The sequence below is a fragment of the Luteipulveratus halotolerans genome (assembly GCF_001247745.1).
Classification (GTDB): domain Bacteria; phylum Actinomycetota; class Actinomycetes; order Actinomycetales; family Dermatophilaceae; genus Luteipulveratus; species Luteipulveratus halotolerans.
Map to the genome: position 1 here is coordinate 905,608 of NZ_LAIR01000002.1, position 15,768 is coordinate 921,375.

The window sequence follows — 15,768 nt, forward strand, 5'->3', positions numbered from 1 at the left end:
GTGCACCTGAGGCTGCCCGACCCCGAGCGGCGCTACGCCTCGGTCGAGCTCGACAGCCCCGGGATCGGCGGTCCGAGCGAGTGGCGCGGCGGCGTCTGGCGTCGCCGGGTCACCCGGCCGCGGGTGCAGCGCATCGAGTATCACTTCCGGGCGATCGGCACCGACGGTCGACTGCGCTACAAGCTGGACCCGGACGCCGTCCGCACCGTGCAGACGGCGTTCGGCCCGCGATCGGTGTGGGAGTCCTCGCGCTACCAGCAGCCGGCGTGGCTCGACCAGCCCGGCGTCACGGGCTCGATGACGCCGATGGAGCTGCCGAGCGAGCTCGCCGACCCGTTGCCCGTGACGGTCTGGGTGCCGCGGGGGCTGCGGTCGCGGCAGCCTGCACCGCTGCTGTGGTGCCATGACGGTCCCGAGTACGCCGAGCGCGCCGACCTCGTGCAGTGGGCCGCGTCGCACGTCGCCGAGGGTGCGCTGCCGCCCTTCCGGCTCGTCCTCGCTCAACCGGTTCGCCGCATGCGCTGGTACGCCGCCTCGCCCGGCTACCTGCGGTCGGTCGACCTCGCCCTCGATGCGCTGAGCGAGAAGTACGCCGTCCGCGGTCCGCTCGCCGTCATGGGCGCGAGCCTCGGCGGGCTCACGTCCCTGCTGGTCGGCCTGCGCCGCGACGATGTCGGCGCGGTGCTGTCCCAGTCGGGCTCGTTCTTCGACGCTGAACCTGTTGCGCGAGACGTGGTCTACGCCAGGATGAGCCTGTGGCCGGTCAGCGGGTCGACCTTCCTGTCCCAGGGCGAGACGCGTCGCTGGGTGTGATCCGCCACGGTCACTACGGCCGGCCCGTGCTGGTGTTCCCGAGTGAGGGCGGCCGGGCCGAGGACTTCGTCCGCCACGGCATGCTCGGTGCGGTGGCCAACCTGGTCGAGCAGGGCCGCGTGACGTTGTTCTGCGTGGACTCCGCCGACCGCACCACCTGGTCGGACCGCTCGGTCCCCAGCGAAGAACGCGCCCGTCGCCATCACGACTACACCCGTTGGCTCGAGAAGTCGGCGATGCCGTGGATCGCCGGCGAGCTCGGCGGCCAGCACGAGCTGATCACGCTCGGGACGTCGATGGGCGCCTACCATGCGGTGGACTTCGCGCTCACGCACGCCGACATCGCGCCGCTCGCGATCGGGCTGTCCGGCAGCTACGACGTCACCGCCTGGCACGGCTGGGGCGACCGGGGCGATGCGACTTACTTCGCCAACCCGACCGACTACGTCACCGGCATGCACGGGGCTCACCTCGACTGGATCCGGTCGCGGGTCAGCGTGCTCCTCGTCGCCGGCCAAGGGCCTCTCGAAGCGGCACCGGCCCAGGCGCTGCCGTCGTCGAAGAAGTTCGCAGACCTGTTGGCGGACAAGGGAATTCCGCATCAGCTCGACGTGTGGGGGCCTGATGTCGAGCACGACTGGCCGTGGTGGCACCGCCAGACCGCGCACCACCTGCCGAGATTCTGCTGAGCCTCGCGGCCGTCGTACGACGACCGCAGCCGACGTTCGAGGAGCTTGTACGCCGCATCGGTCCGCCCCCCAAAAAACCTGCAGGCTGAGGGCGAACGTTCGTCGGCCCGGCCGCGGTGGGTGAAGCGCGATCGTACGATCCGCGCATGAGCAGCAGGCGGCGTGACGCCGTGCAGGTGGTCGTCGGGGTGCTGAGCCTGCCGTTGATGGCGATCTCGTTCGGCATGTTCAACGTGATCAGGGAGCGCGAGATCGACGGTCCGTGGGACGCGGTTGCGTCGATCCTCGGGCTGGTGGGGCTGGTGACGATGGGAGCGGTCAACGTTCAGCGCAGCCGGGCCCAGCGTCGACTCAGCCCGGGTGAAGAGCATGAGATGAGGCTTCGCCAGCGCCGAGGCGCGCGCGGCTGGGTCGCGGCCTCGGCGGTGGGTGGATCGACTGTGGCAGCCCTCGTGCTGCCGCCGATGCTGAGCGACCTCCCCGTTCGGGTGGCTCTGGCGCTGCCTGTGCTTCTCGCCATCCCGCTCGTGGCGTTCGTCGCAGTCGAGACGCACAAGGACTTGGCGCTCGAGGCCGAGATCCGGTTCAGGACCGATGAGGGCGTAGGGGCGCCGTAGGTGAGGGATACATCGGCGCAATCGCGCGCAGGCGATGTCTAGAGTGAGGCGGTGACGACGACGCTGCGCGCGGACCGCGACTTCCGGCGCTACTGGGCTGCTCGTACCGTGTCGGTCACCGGTTCGCTGGTCACGATGATCGCGCTGCCGGTGCTCGTCTACCACCTCACCGGGTCGGCCTCGCTGACCGCGCTGACGACGGCGTTGGAAGCCCTTCCGTACGTCCTCGTCGGACTCTTCGCAGGCGCGATCGCCGACCGGCACGACCGCAAGCGGGTGATGGTGACGGCCGACATCGCCAACGCCGCAGTCATCGCCTCGGTGCCCCTCGCGTGGTGGCTCGACCTGCTCACGGTGGGGCATGCGCTCGCGGCCGCGTTCGTCGTACAGACCTTGTTCACGTTCTTCGACGGAGCGAACTTCGGAGCACTGCCCGTGCTCGTCGGCACCGACCGGATCGGCGCCGCCAACTCGGCGATCTTCGGAGTCGGGGGAGTGCTCGACCTCCTCGTACCGGCGGTGGTCGGTGCGCTGCTCGTGTTCTGGTCGCCCGCGGCCGTCCTGGCGCTCGACGCGCTGAGCTTTCTGGTGTCGGCGCTTCTGGTGCGTTCGATCTCACGACCGCTGTCCCTGCCTCGTGAGCGTGCGCGTCGTACGAGCGCGCAGGCCCTGCTGGCCGATGTGCGCGAAGGCGTGCAATTCCTGGTGGGGCACAAGGGAGTTCGTACGACGACCGTGATCGGTACGCTCCAGTCGATCGCCGGCGCGGCGTTCATGTCGTTGGCGGTGGTGTTCTCCGACCGGGTGCTGCACGTCGGCACCTCGGGGTGGCGGTTCGGGATGCTCTACAGCGCCTGGGGGATCGGCGGCATCGGCGCTGCTGCACTGGTGCCGCGGCTGCTGCGCGTGGCCTCGCCCGGCCGGGTCATCACGTTCGCGATCCCGGTGTCGGGCCTGGCCGGCGTGACTGTCGCGCTGGCGCCGTCGTGGGCGATCGCGGTGACCGCCATGGTGATCTGGGGTGTCGCGTACCAGGTCGTCCTGATCTCCTCGCTGACCTACCGTCAGCAGGTCACACCCGAGGCGATGCTCGGCCGGGTCAACACCGCGGGACGGATGCTGTCGTGGGGCGTCGGCTGGACCGCCGGGTCGCTCGGGGCGAGTGCGCTCGCGCGAGTGGTCGACGTCCGGGCCGCGATGGCTGCGCTGACGTGCGCGGGCGTCGTGGCCGCCCTGGTCGCCTGGACATCGCCGCTTCGCCAGGGTGATGGGGCTCCCGCCTGACGGCCTTGTCGTACGACGTGAGGGTTCGTGCGCTGGTGCGCACGAGTCGCCGTTGGGTGTGGCGCCGTATGGCGACATCGGGGCTGTCGTTGGTCGAATGTATGTTCGACTCATGGCCATCGAGACCACTGCTGCCGCTGCTTCGCGGGGCGCCTCGCATGCGGGTGCGTCAGCGGTGGTCCGTTCTGCGGGCACGACCCTGCGGGGCATCTCCGCGGTGCTGTCGCGGGTGGACCACGCGGGCATGTGGGCCCTGTCCGGTGAGCAGGTCGAAGAGCTGCTGGTGTCCGTCGCTGCGGTGCGGGCGGTGCTCGACAGGGTCGAGGTCGCTGCGGTCCGAGAGGGCGTGTCGCGCGGATTGCAGACCGAGCACGGTTATGGCGCGGTCGACTGGGTGCGGCGTTGTCAGCAACGAGCCGGCGGAGCGGCGGTCGCCGATCCCGCACACATCGCACGGGTGCTGCGGGTCGCGGCGACGGCCGACCGGCGCGGCGCGTCAGCGGTGTGGGAAGGGTTCGCCTCAGGGGGCGTGGGGCTGGGCAAGGCCGACCAGGTCGCTCGCTTCGAGCGTGAGGTGTCGCCGGTCGCGCGGGCCGAAGACGTGGAGGCCGCCGTCATGGACCTGGTCGGTGCCGCCGGCGATGACGAGGACGGCACGGGGCTGACGCCGCGTGAGCTGGCGACGGCGATCCGGTATGCCGGGCAGCTGATCAAGCCGGAGCGTGACCTGGACGCCGAGCACGACGCACGGGCGCGGGGAAGGTCGCTGAGCAAGCGGCCCGGACCAGCAGGAATGTCCGAGTACCGCGTGCTCCTCGACCCCGACGGTGCGGCGGTCATCGATGCCGCGGTCGCCGGGTTGTCGGCCCCGGTCGCCGGTCCTGACGGCGAGCCCGATCCGCGCGGCGGGGCCTTGCGGCGAGCGGACGCGTTGGTCGAGATCGTGCGTCGCGGCGTGTCCTCCCCGGGGGCCGCGCCCAAGACGACCAAGGCGCAGGTGATCATCACGATGACGTTGACCGACCTGCTCGAGCAGCTCCGCGCGAGGGGTCACGATCGCCGCCCGGGTCGCAGCGCTTCGGGCGCTGGGGTGACGGCGACGGGCGAGGTGCTGTCGGCCACCGAGGTACGCCGCCACGCCTGCGACGCCGGGATCATCCCGATGGTGCTGGGTTCGGCCGGAGAGGTCCTGGACGTCGGCAGCGAGGTCCGTCTCTTCACCCCCGCCCAACGCCGAGCGCTGTGGCACCGCGACGGCGGGTGCACCTATCCGGGCTGCACGATCCCGGCCCAGTGGTGCGACGCCCACCACGTCGTGTGGTGGTCCCGCGGCGGCCGCACCGACCTGGACAGCGTTGCGTTGTTGTGCGGGAGGCACCACACCACGGTGCACCGGCTCGACCTGGCCGCGGTGGTCACGCCAACCGGAGTGACGTGGGACCTCCGCGCGGGTTCGGGCTCCAGCTCTGGCCAACCTTGATGCACCCGCCCGGTCAGCCCACCAGGTCCCGTGGGTGCACAGGCATGCACGAAACAGGTTGGTGGGCAAAGGTTTTCGCCTGTCCGCCGGCTCACCCGTCCGCCGGCTCGTTCGGAGCGACGCAGGTCGGCGCCGGGCTCGTCGACTCGACGTGGGGTTGCGTGCGCTGGTGCTCACGCTTCCTCAAAAGGTGCGGGCGGGGCTGGTCGACTCGACGTGAGGGTGCGTGCGCTGGTCCTCACGCTTCCTCACGTAGTGCGGGCCGCGCCCGCGTCGAGAGCGTCTGCGATGCGTGCGAGCGTCTGGGCAAAGCTGGAATCGGCCCCGACGACCAGCTCGTCGTCGACCCCGAGCACGTCGTGCGGGCGATACCACTCGCGCATCTGCTCGGCGCTGAAGGCGAAGCGCTCGGGTCGGGTGCCGTGGCGCAGCACCGTCTCCTCGAACCGGACGTCCAGGTAGTACACGTGATTCAGGCCGACGTGGTCGTCGAGCAGTGCGGTGATGACAGGGCGGTAGCGGGCGGCGTCGAGGATGCCCTCGAGCACGACGTCCTTGCCGCGGTCGAGGCAGAACCGCACCACGCGGTCGAGGAGCACGCCGGTCTCGGGCGTGGCCTCGCTGCCGTCCTCATGGAGCATGATGCGTCGCACGTGGTCCTGCTGCACGACGGACATCGGCCGCTCGCGCAGCGCCGTCGCGAGAGTCGACTTTCCGGAGCCGGAGTTTCCCCGCAGGACGACGAGCTGCGTACGAGCAGTGCCGGTCGGCGTACGCACGCGGTCAGCCGTCGTACTCGACAGCCGCCTCGGGCTGTCGACGCAGGATCTCCATCACGGTCTCAGCCACCGTGAGGTGGGAGTTGTCGAGCCACAGGCCGACCCGCTTGGTCGCGAACTCGACGGTGTCCCAGAGGCTTTCGATGGTGAAGCCGTCGCGGTAGGAGTCCTTGCCGCGTTCCATCTCGCGCAGAGCCACGGTGTCCTTGGACGGGTTGAGCATGACCAGGTGTACCGGCTCGGGATGGGCCAGCTCGAGGAAGTCGATCAGGTAGTCGCCGTAGATGTTGTCGGCGATGACCGCGTCGAACCCGGCCGTCCGGTAGGTGTCGGCGACGACGAGCGCACCGACATAGCGGAACAGCAGCTGCTCGATGGCCTCCTGGGTCGGCGGCCGCGTCATCATCTCGCGACCGCTCACGACGAACCCGCCGATGGTGTCTCCGTCGATGAACACCGACTTGGTGAGCGTCTTGGCGAGAGCCGTGCCGACGGTGGTCTTGCCCGAGGCCTGGATCCCGGTGATCACGAAGAGTCGTCCGCGCTCATCAGTCATGCGTCGAGGGCCGCGGACACGACCTCACGTGCCGCAGCCTGCACCTCCTTCAGGTGGGCCTCGCCCCGGAAGGACTCGGCGTAGATCTTGTAGACGTCCTCGGTGCCCGAGGGGCGGGCGGCGAACCAGGCGCTCTCGGTCGTGACCTTCAGGCCACCGATCGCCGCATCGTTGCCGGGCGCCTGGATCAGCTTGGCGGTGATCGGCTCGCCGGCCAGCTCGGTCGCCGTCACGTCGTCCGCAGCCAGCGCTGCGAGCTTGGCCTTCTGGGCGCGGTCGGCCGGTGCGTCGACACGGGCGTACGCCGGTGCGCCGTGCTCGCCGACCAGGTCGGCGTAGTGCTCCGACGGCGATCGACCGGTGGCAGCCTGGATCTCGGACGCCAGCAGCGCGAGGATGATGCCGTCCTTGTCGGTCGTCCAGACCGTGCCGTCGTGGCGCAGGAACGATGCGCCGGCGGACTCCTCACCGCCGAATCCGACTGTGCCATCGAGGAGTCCGGGTACGAACCACTTGAAGCCGACGGGCACTTCCCACAGCTCCTTGCCGAGCCCCGCAGCCACCCGGTCGATCATGGACGACGACACGAGTGTCTTGCCGATGCGCCCTGATCGCCACTGCGGGCGCGCGCCGCCGTAGAGGTACTGGATCGCCACCGCGAGGTAGTGGTTGGGGTTCATCAGGCCGCCGTCCGGCGTGACGATGCCGTGCCGGTCGGAGTCGGCGTCATTGCCCGTGGCGATCTGGAACTCGTCCTTGCGCGCGATGAGCGAAGCCATGGCGTTGGGGGAGGAGCAGTCCATGCGGATCTTCTCGTCCCAGTCGAGCGTCATGAACCGCCAGGTCGGGTCGACGCGCGGGTTGACGACGGTCAGGTCGAGCCCGTGCCGCTCGGCGATCTCACCCCAGTACGCGACCGCCGCGCCGCCGAGCGGGTCGGCGCCGATGCGTACGGCGGCGTCCCGAATGCGTTGCAGGTCAACGACATTCGGCAGGTCATCGACGTAGGTGCCGAGGAAGTCGTACGACGTCGCCGCGGCCCGTGCGCGAGCGAATGGCACCCGCTTGACGTCCTTGAGTCCAGTACGCAGATGCTCGTTGGCCGTTGCGGCGATGACCTTGGTCGCGTCGGAGTCGGCCGGGCCGCCGTGGGGTGGGTTGTACTTGAAGCCGCCGTCGGACGGCGGGTTGTGCGAGGGCGTGACGACGATGCCGTCGGCGAGTCCAGAACCCTTGCGGTCCAACGGTTTACCGCGATTGGCGCGCAGGATGGCGTGAGAGACGGCCGGGGTCGGGGTATAGCCGTCGCGGTCGTCCACGAGCACCGTGACGTCGTTGGCGGCGAGCACCTCGAGCGCCGATGCCCATGCGGGCTCGGACAGCCCATGGGTGTCGCGACCGATGAACAGCGGCCCGTCGATGCCCTGGTCCCGCCGGTGGTCGACGATCGCCTGTGTGGTCGCCAGGATGTGCTGCTCGTTGAACGCGGTCTTCAGAGATGAGCCGCGGTGCCCAGAAGTGCCGAACGCGACCTGCTGGTCGACGTCGTCGGGGTCGGGCTGCTGGGTGTAGTACGCCGTGATCAGGTGGGCGACGTCGACCAGGTCGCGGTCCTCGGCGGGCTGACCGGCGCGACTGCTCATCGAGCGCCTCCTTCGTCGTCGCTGTGTGAGGCGTCCGCCGAGTCTCCCTGTGCGGCACCGGGTTTCGACACGGGCTCCGCTAGCGCTCCGCCCGGCTCAACCGGCGGAGTATCCGCGGTGCCCGGCTCAACCGGCGGAGTATCCGCGGTGCCCGGCTCAACCGGCGGAGTGTCCGCGGTGCCCGGCTCAACCGGCGGAGTGTCCGCGGTGCCCGGCTCAACCGGCGGGGGTCCGGCGGGGACGAACCAGACCACGGACAGCGGGCCGACCGTGATCAGGGCCGACGCGGGCTGGCCGTCGCTGGGCTCGTCCGTGGCCGTGACGCTGCCGAGGTTGCCGACGCCGCTGCCGCCGTACGTGTGCGCATCGGTGTTGAGGACCTCCTGCCACTCGCCCGCGAACGGAAGCCCGACCCGCATCTGAGTGTGCTCGGACCCGCTGAAGTTGGCGACGACCGCGACGACCGCACGCTCGTCGTCACGCGTCCGGCGCAGGAAGGAGAAGGTGTTGCCGCTCGCGTCATCAGGCTGGATCCACTGAAAGCCTGCGGTGTCGTGGTCCAGCGCCCACAGCGCGGGATGGGCGCGGTAGGTCGCGTTGAGGTCCTTGGTGAGGGCGTGCACGCCCCAGTGCGCAGGCTGGTCGAGCAGCCACCAGTCGAGGCTGCGCCCGTCGGCCCACTCCGACTCCTGGGCGAACTCGGCGCCCATGAACAGCAGCTGCTTGCCGGGATGAGCCCACATGTAGGCGAGGTAGGCGCGCAGGTTGGCCAGCTGCTCCCACCGGTTGCCCGGCATCTTGCGCAGCAGCGAGCCCTTGCCGTGCACGACCTCGTCGTGGCTGATCGGGAGTACGAACTTCTCGCTCCACGCGTAGGTCAGCCCGAAGGTCATCGTGTTGTGGTGGTACTGCCGGTGGACCGGCGCCTTCGCCATGTAGTTCAGCGAGTCGTGCATCCAGCCCATGTTCCACTTGAACCCGAACCCGAGCCCGTCCTGCGAGGTCGGCGCGGTCACGCCGGGCCACGACGTGGACTCCTCAGCGATCGTCACGATGCCCGGAACCCGTTTGTACGCAGTCGCATTCGTCTCCTGGAGCAGCTGCACGGCCTCGAGGTTCTCACGTCCGCCCTCGCGGTTGGGCACCCACTCGCCAGGGTTGCGCGAGTAGTCGAGGTAGAGCATCGAGGCGACCCCGTCGACGCGCAGGCCGTCGGCGTGGAACTCCTCCAGCCAGTAGACCGCGTTGGCGACCAGGAAGTTGCGCACCTGCGGGCGGCCGAAGTCGAAGATGTAGGAGCCCCACTCGGGGTGCCAGCCGCGACGCGGGTCGGCGTGCTCGTACAACGGCGTGCCGTCGAACTTCGCGAGGGCCCACTCGTCGGTGGCGAAGTGGCCGGGCACCCAGTCGAGGATGACGCCGATGCCCGCCTGGTGGAGCCGGTCGATGAGGTACTTGAAGTCGTCAGGTCCGCCGAGCCGCGAGTTGGGGGCGTAGTAGCTCGTGACGTGGTAGCCCCAGCTCGGCGGGTAGGGGTGGTCCATGACGGGCATCAGCTCGACGTGTGTGAAGCCGAGGTCGGTGACGTAGTTGACCAGGTGCTCGGCGAGCTCGCGGTAGGTCTGCCCGTGCCGCCACGAGGTGAGGTGCACCTCGTAGACGCTCATGGGCGAGGTCACCGCGTCGTGCGCGGCGCGCTGGGCCAACCAGTCGCCGTCACCCCACTCGTACGCCGACTCGGTGACCACCGACGCGGTCTGCGGTGCCGTCTGAGCCAGCCGCGCCATCGGGTCGGCCTTGGCGCGCCACACGCCGTCCGGGCCGAGGATCTCGAACTTGTAGTGGTTGCCGGCCTCGACCCCGGGGACGAAGATCTCCCAGATCCCGCTGCTGCCGAGCACGCGCATCTGGTGGCCCAGGCCGTCCCAGCGGTTGAAGTCGCCGACGACGCGGACGGCCCGCGCGTGCGGCGCCCACACGGCGAACGAGGTGCCGCGTACCGGGCCTGCGCTGCCGTCGTAGGTGCGTACGTGTGCGCCGAGCACGGTCCAGAGCTGTTCGTGCCGGCCCTCGGCGATGAGGTGGATGTCGACCTCGCCGAGCGTGGGCAGGAACCGGTACGGGTCGTCGGACTCGTGCTCGGAGCCGTCCTCGTAGGAGGCGATCACGGTGTACTCGGGGACGTCGGTGCCGGGGACGAGCGCGGACCAGATGCCCTCGTGCTCGTGGTCGAGCGCGACCTGCGAGCCGTCGGCCAGCCGGAGCGAGACGGAGCGTGCCAGCGGACGCAGCACGCGGACGGTCACGCCGTCGCGACCGGGGTGCCCACCGAGGACGCCGTGCGGGCCGCGGTGGACACCGCCGACGATCTGGTCTGCATCGGTCGGGTCGAGGCGGGCCGGCCACGGCATGCGGCGCGACGCCGGTCGGGCTGGGCTCACGGGGGTGCTCCTTCGGGACGGTGGCCGTTCGGGCATCAGGGTGGACGCGGGAGACGATCCGGTCAGCGGGGTGGCGACTGCAGGGCGTACGACGGAGGCGGCCTCAGCCGGGGCGGAGGCCTCGGGTTGGTCCGAGTCATCACCAGCCTCCGGGACCACGTGGGCGCCGCCGGTGCGTCGTCGCGGGCTGCGCTCGCGCCCGGCCGTCGCCCGTTCAGCGCCGTTGGCCGCAGCACGGGTGGCCGCCGGCGGGAGCAGCCGGTCGACCGCCGCCGCCGGGATGTCGACCCAGTCCGGCCGATGGCGTACCTCGTAGACGAGCTCGTAGAGCGCCTTGTCGACCTCGAACGCGTCGAGCAGGGGCTGCAGCTCGTCCAGGTCGAGGTCGGTCTCGGCGGCGTAGCCCTCGAGGAACGCGCGCCGGCTCAGGACGGCCCACTGCGTGCGATCAGGGCCGCCGTCGTGCACGACCGAGCCCGCCGCGTAGTCGAACGAGCGCAGCATGCCTGCGACGTCACGCAGGACGCAGTCGGGCTGGGTGCGCTCGGACAACGGTCGCAACGGCTCACCCTCGAAGTCGAGCAGCACCCACCCGCGACCGGGGACGTCGAGCACCTGCCCGAGGTGGTAGTCGCCGTGAATCCGTTGCAGCGCAGGCCATTTCATCTCCTGGACGTGCGCCAGGGCGGCGTCGACGCGTGGTCGACGCTCGGCGAGGGACGGGCGTACGGCGACCGCCTGGGCGAAGCGCGTGCGCATCCCGGCGGTGATGACCGCGATGCGGTCGTGCTCGCTCGGCACGGTCGGCAGCTCGCGGGCGAGCAACGTGTGCACCTGAGCGGTGGTGCGACCGAGGGCGCGCGCCGGAGCCCGGAAGTCCACGTCGTCGACGGCAGCGGCGAGGGCCTCGCGCCAGGCATCGCGTACGCCGGGCAGGAACTCCTGCGTGAACGCCAGGTCGCCCGTGTGCAGGGCGCCCGCGCGCTCCTCGTCGCTCCACGTGCCGGCGAGTGAGCCGAGCATCGCGGGCACCTGGAGGGTGCCGGCGTTGGACAGCACGCTCTGCACCTGGACGTCGGGGTTGTGCCCGTCGTGCAGCACCCGGAACACCTTGGTGATGAGCTGCTGGGCGATGCCGTCGAGCTCGACGTCACTGATGATCGAGGTGTTGGACTGCTCGCCGGACAGCACCCGGCTCGAGACGAGGGTGAGCGCGACAGGTTCGATCCGGCCGTGGCGAGGGACCGGGCGCCCGACGATGCCGCTGCCGCGCACGGTCGAGCTCACGACGCCGTCCGAGCGCTCGGCCTCGGACCCCGCGGAGATGATCGTGCTCAGGAGGGCGGTGGCGTAGACGGGGTCGTGGCAGGCGTCGTAGACGTAGCGCGGGCCGAGGACCGAGTGCTCCGTCGTGCCGATGAGCGCTGCGTCGGCACCGACCAGCGGAGTGGCGCGGTAGGTGAGCGGCACCTGGTAGGTCACCGTCACCGGGCCGGCCTCGTCGACCACGATGAGGGTCTCGATGCCGACCTCCCCGTCGGGGTCGTCCCAGCGGAACGCGCTCATGCGCCGCAGCTCGGGTCGACGCCCCTTGCCGGTGTACCAGCGCTGCTTGCCGATCCAGGCCGTGAGGAGCTCCAGCTTGGACGGGACGATCGTGGCGTCAGGGTGGACGAGGGCCATCGTCAGCCCCCGTCGCTCGTGTCGAGCGCGAGCCAGAAGAAGTCACGCGAGCCCAGCGTCAGGGTGATGCGGCCGTCACCGCTGACCTCGCCGAAACCGTTGCCCCCGAACAGATCTCGCACGGACGCACTCGCGAACCGCGCGCCGAGCTCGATGGTCGTCGCCTGAGGTCGGCTGGACATGTTGTTGACGCACAGCACGTCGGGCGTCTGCACGCCCTGGTCGGACGCCTCGGCCTCGTCGACGGAGCGGGTGTAGGCGAGGATCGCCTCGTTGTCGGCCGCGCACGCCACGAAGTCGCCGAGCCCGAACACCGGGTAGCGCGACCGGACCGCGAGCATGCCGCGCACCCAGTGCAGCAGCGACGAGCTGGACGCCATCTGCGCCTCGACGTTGACGTTGTTGTAGTGGTAGACGAGGCTGGAAACCACTGGCAGATAGAGCTTTCCGGGGTCAGCGCTCGAGAAGCCGGCGTTGCGGTCGGGCGACCACTGCATCGGCGTACGGACGGCGTCGCGGTCCTCGAGCCAGATGTTGTCGCCCATGCCGATCTCATCGCCGTAGTAGAGGCACGGTGAGCCGGGCAGCGACAGCAGCAGCGCGTGCGCGAGCTCGATCTCGGCACGCGAGTTGTCGAGCAGGGGAGCGAGCCGGCGGCGGATGCCGACGTTGGCACGCATGCGCGGGTCGGGCGCGTACCAGCCGTACATCGCGGCACGCTCCTCGGGGTTGACCATCTCGAGCGTGAGCTCGTCGTGGTTGCGCAGGAACGTGCCCCACTGGGTGCCGGGCGGGATCGCCGGGGTGTCACCGAGCACCTCGATGACGGACGCGGCCTTCTCCTCACGCAGCGCGTAGTACAGCCGCGGCATCACCGGGAAGTGGAAGCACATGTGGCACTCGGGGGCCTCCTCGGTGCCGAAGTAGTCGACGACCTCGTGCGGCAGCTGGTTGGCCTCGGCGAGCAGGATGCGACCGGGGTACTCCTCGTCGACCTTGACGCGCAGCTCGGCGAGGAACGCGTGCGTACGAGCGTGGTTCTCGCCGTTGTGGCCGTCCTCCTCGTACAGGTAGGGCACGGCGTCCAGGCGGAACCCGTCGATGCCGAGGTCCAGCCAGAAGCGCATGACGTCGAACATCGCCTCCTTGACCGCCGGGTTCTCGAAGTTGAGGTCGGGCTGGTGGGAGAAGAAGCGGTGCCAGAAGAACTGCCGGCGCACCGGGTCGAAGGTCCAGTTGGACACCTCGGTGTCGATGAAGATGATGCGCGCGTCGGGGTAGCGGTCGTCGTGGTCGGACCAGACGTAGAAGTCGCCGTACTCGCCGTCCGGGTCGGAGCGCGACGCCTGGAACCACGGGTGCTGGTCGCTGGTGTGGTTCATGACCAGGTCGGTGATGATGCGGATGCCGCGTGCGTGCGCCTGGGTCACCAGCTCGGTGAACTCCGGCAGCGTCCCGAACTCCGGCAGCACGGCGGTGTAGTCGGCCACGTCGTAGCCGCCGTCGCGCAGGGGAGAGGCGTAGAACGGGGGCAGCCACAGGCAGTCGACCCCGAGCCACTGCAGGTAGTCGAGCCGGTTGATCAGGCCGGAGAAGTCACCCGAGCCGGAGCCGGTCGAGTCGCCGAAGCCGCGGACGAGCACCTCGTAGAACACGGCTTTGCGGAACCACTGCGGGTCGTGCTTGAGCCCGGGCTGCTGGAGGTTGAGACCTTGCACCATCTGGTCAGGACCTCCTCACGTGGACGATGTGGACGGGTTCGGTGTCGCGTCCGAGCCTGACCCACACATGCTCGCCCCACCGCCAGGTCGAGTCGGTGATCAGGTCGTGTGCGGTGAACCACTCGTCGTCCTGGAGGCCGAGCGCGTCCAGGTCGAGGTGCACCCACGCCTCGCGGGTGCTGTGCGGGTCGGTGGCCGCGACGACGATGATCACGTCCTCGGTGCCGTCGCGCAGCACCCGACGCTTGGAGAACGCCAGGACCGTGTCGTCGTCGACCTGGTGGAAGTGCAGGTTGCGCAACCAGTGCAGCGCCGGGTGGGCACGCCGGATCTCGTTGAGGCGCGTGAGGTACGGGGCGAGGCTCTCGTCGTACCTCGGGCCGCCGGGCTCGAAGTCGGGCCAGTGGCGGTCCTTGTACTCGTACTTCTCGTTGTCGATCTGCTCCTCGGCGCCGGGGCGTGCGACGTTCTCCATCAGCTCGTAGCCGGTGTAGATGCCGTACGTCGGCACGAGCGTCGCGGCGAGGGCAGCGCGCAGCCGCCAGGCGGTCGGGCCGCCGTACTGCATGTACGGGGTGAGGATGTCGTGCGTCGTCGGCCAGAACGACGGGCGCATGTACGCGGCCGCCTCGCCCGCGAGCTCCTCGCAGTACTCGCGCAGCTCGGCCGCCTCGTTGCGCCAGGCGTAGTAGGTGTAGCTCTGCTGGAAGCCCACCTTGGCGAGGGTGTGCATCATCGCCGGCTTGGTGAACGCCTCGGCCAGCCAGATCACGTCAGGGTGCGACGACGCGACATCAGAGATCAGCCACTGCCAGAACTCCACCGGCTTGGTGTGCGGGTTGTCGACGCGGAAGATCTTCACGCCGTGGTCGATCCAGACCTGGACGACCCGGCGGACCTCGGCGTAGATGCCGTCGGGGTCGTTGTCGAAGTTGACCGGGTAGATGTCCTGGTACTTCTTCGGCGGGTTCTCGGCGTACGCGATCGTGCCGTCCGCGCGCGTGGTGAACCACTCGGGGTGCTCGGTGACCCACGGGTGGTCGGGTGCGCACTGCAGCGCCAGGTCGAGCGCGACCTCCAGGCCGAGACGCTGCGCCTCGGCGACGAACGCGTCGAAGTCCTCGAAGGTGCCGAGGTCGGGGTGGATCGCGTCGTGCCCGCCGTCCTTGCTGCCGATGGCGTACGGCGACCCGGGGTCGAGGGGGCCGGCGTCGAGGGTGTTGTTGGGGCCCTTGCGGTTGACCTCGCCGATCGGATGGATCGGCGTGAGGTAGACGACGTCGAAGCCCATGTGCGCGATCGCCGGCAGGCGACGCATCGCGGTGCGGAACGTGCCGCTGGTCCACACGCCCGTGGTCGGGTCGCGGTGGGCGCCCTCGGAGCGGGGGAAGATCTCGTACCACGCACCGGTGAGGGCGCGTTCGCGCTCGACGAGCCAGTCGTACGTCGGGCTCGGGCTGACCAGGTCGCGCAGCGGCACCGCCCGCAGGAGTGACCGCACGTCGTCGGACAGGCCGGCCGCCAGCCGCTCCGGCACGGGTCGTGCGGCGTCGCGCAGGCCGGTCGCAGCGTCGGCGAGGACCGCACGCGCCGCTGCGTCCAGCCGCAGCTCGGTGGCGGCGCGGTCCATCAGCCGGGCGCCCTCCTCGAGCATCAGCTCGACGTCGACGCCGGCGTCGACCTTGACCGCGGCGTCGTGCGACCAGGTGCCGTACGGGTCCGACCAGCCCTCGACGCGGTAGGTCCAGTGGCCGGGACGGTCGGCGCTCAGCTCGGCGACCCAGTGGTCGAGCCCCGGGTTGTCGCAGGTCATCGGGACGTGCTCGACGTGGCCGTCCGGATCGGTGACGACAAGGGTGGCGTTGACGGCGTCGTGCCCCTCGCGGAACACGGTCGCCGAGAACGGCACGTCCTCGTACGCGACCGACCGCGCAGGCAGGGCGCCCGCCTCGACGGCGGGGGCCACGTCGAGGACGGGTATGCGGCCGACCGGGTGCGGTCGCGCCGCCGGTGTGGGGGCGTGTGTGGCTCTGGACGGCAGGGGGAGCTGCTGGGTCACGGG

General features: G+C 70.2%; 11 protein-coding genes. 5 read left to right on the top strand and 6 right to left on the bottom strand.

Annotated features, from left to right (window positions below; all coding sequences use genetic code 11):
• The 5 genes from VV01_RS04895 (at nt 1) to VV01_RS04915 (ending at nt 4,883) form a co-directional block, all read left to right on the top strand.
• Nucleotides 1-813, top strand: a complete 813-nt coding sequence (locus tag VV01_RS04895) for an alpha/beta hydrolase-fold protein (RefSeq protein ID WP_050668912.1) — start codon at nt 1-3, stop codon at nt 811-813.
• The gene (locus VV01_RS04900; RefSeq protein WP_231635158.1) at nt 810-1,502 is read left to right on the top strand and encodes an esterase family protein; all 693 of its coding nucleotides are present in this window, start codon (nt 810-812) and stop codon (nt 1,500-1,502) included. Before VV01_RS04895 ends, VV01_RS04900 begins: the two co-directional genes overlap by 4 nt.
• A gap of 170 nt (nt 1,503-1,672) precedes the next feature.
• Nucleotides 1,673-2,119, top strand: a complete 447-nt coding sequence (locus tag VV01_RS04905; RefSeq protein ID WP_157508738.1) for a hypothetical protein — start codon at nt 1,673-1,675, stop codon at nt 2,117-2,119.
• 51 nt (nt 2,120-2,170) lie between these two features.
• Nucleotides 2,171-3,403 (top strand): MFS transporter, encoded by a 1,233-nt coding sequence (locus tag VV01_RS04910; protein ID WP_050668915.1) that lies wholly within the window; start codon nt 2,171-2,173, stop codon nt 3,401-3,403.
• Nucleotides 3,404-3,515: 112 nt separating this feature from the next.
• Entirely contained in the window at nt 3,516-4,883 is a 1,368-nt protein-coding gene (locus VV01_RS04915) for an HNH endonuclease signature motif containing protein (RefSeq protein ID WP_050668916.1), read from the top strand.
• A gap of 248 nt (nt 4,884-5,131) precedes the next feature.
• Here the strand turns inward: VV01_RS04915 and VV01_RS04920 are convergent, their stop codons facing one another.
• From VV01_RS04920 to VV01_RS04945, 6 genes are read right to left on the bottom strand one after another with little or no spacing between them, the layout of a single operon-like run.
• Nucleotides 5,132-5,662, bottom strand: coding sequence for an AAA family ATPase (locus VV01_RS04920; protein WP_050668917.1), 531 nt, complete (start codon nt 5,660-5,662; stop codon nt 5,132-5,134).
• 4 nt (nt 5,663-5,666) lie between these two features.
• Nucleotides 5,667-6,218, bottom strand: coding sequence for a nucleoside/nucleotide kinase family protein (locus VV01_RS04925; protein WP_071606294.1), 552 nt, complete (start codon nt 6,216-6,218; stop codon nt 5,667-5,669).
• Nucleotides 6,215-7,861, bottom strand: coding sequence for a phosphoglucomutase (alpha-D-glucose-1,6-bisphosphate-dependent) (gene pgm, locus VV01_RS04930; RefSeq protein ID WP_050668919.1), 1,647 nt, complete (start codon nt 7,859-7,861; stop codon nt 6,215-6,217). The genes VV01_RS04925 and pgm overlap by 4 nt, the downstream gene beginning before the upstream one ends.
• The gene (gene glgB, locus VV01_RS04935; protein WP_082220828.1) at nt 7,858-11,985 is read right to left on the bottom strand and encodes a 1,4-alpha-glucan branching protein GlgB; all 4,128 of its coding nucleotides are present in this window, start codon (nt 11,983-11,985) and stop codon (nt 7,858-7,860) included. The genes pgm and glgB overlap by 4 nt, the downstream gene beginning before the upstream one ends.
• 2 nt (nt 11,986-11,987) lie before the next feature.
• Entirely contained in the window at nt 11,988-13,703 is a 1,716-nt protein-coding gene (treS, locus tag VV01_RS04940) for a maltose alpha-D-glucosyltransferase (protein WP_050671730.1), read from the bottom strand.
• Between the two features lie 7 nt (nt 13,704-13,710).
• Nucleotides 13,711-15,765: a maltotransferase domain-containing protein gene (locus VV01_RS04945; RefSeq protein ID WP_082220829.1), complete on the bottom strand. Its 2,055-nt coding sequence runs from the start codon at nt 15,763-15,765 to the stop codon at nt 13,711-13,713.
• Nucleotides 15,766-15,768: the final 3 nt, after the last annotated feature.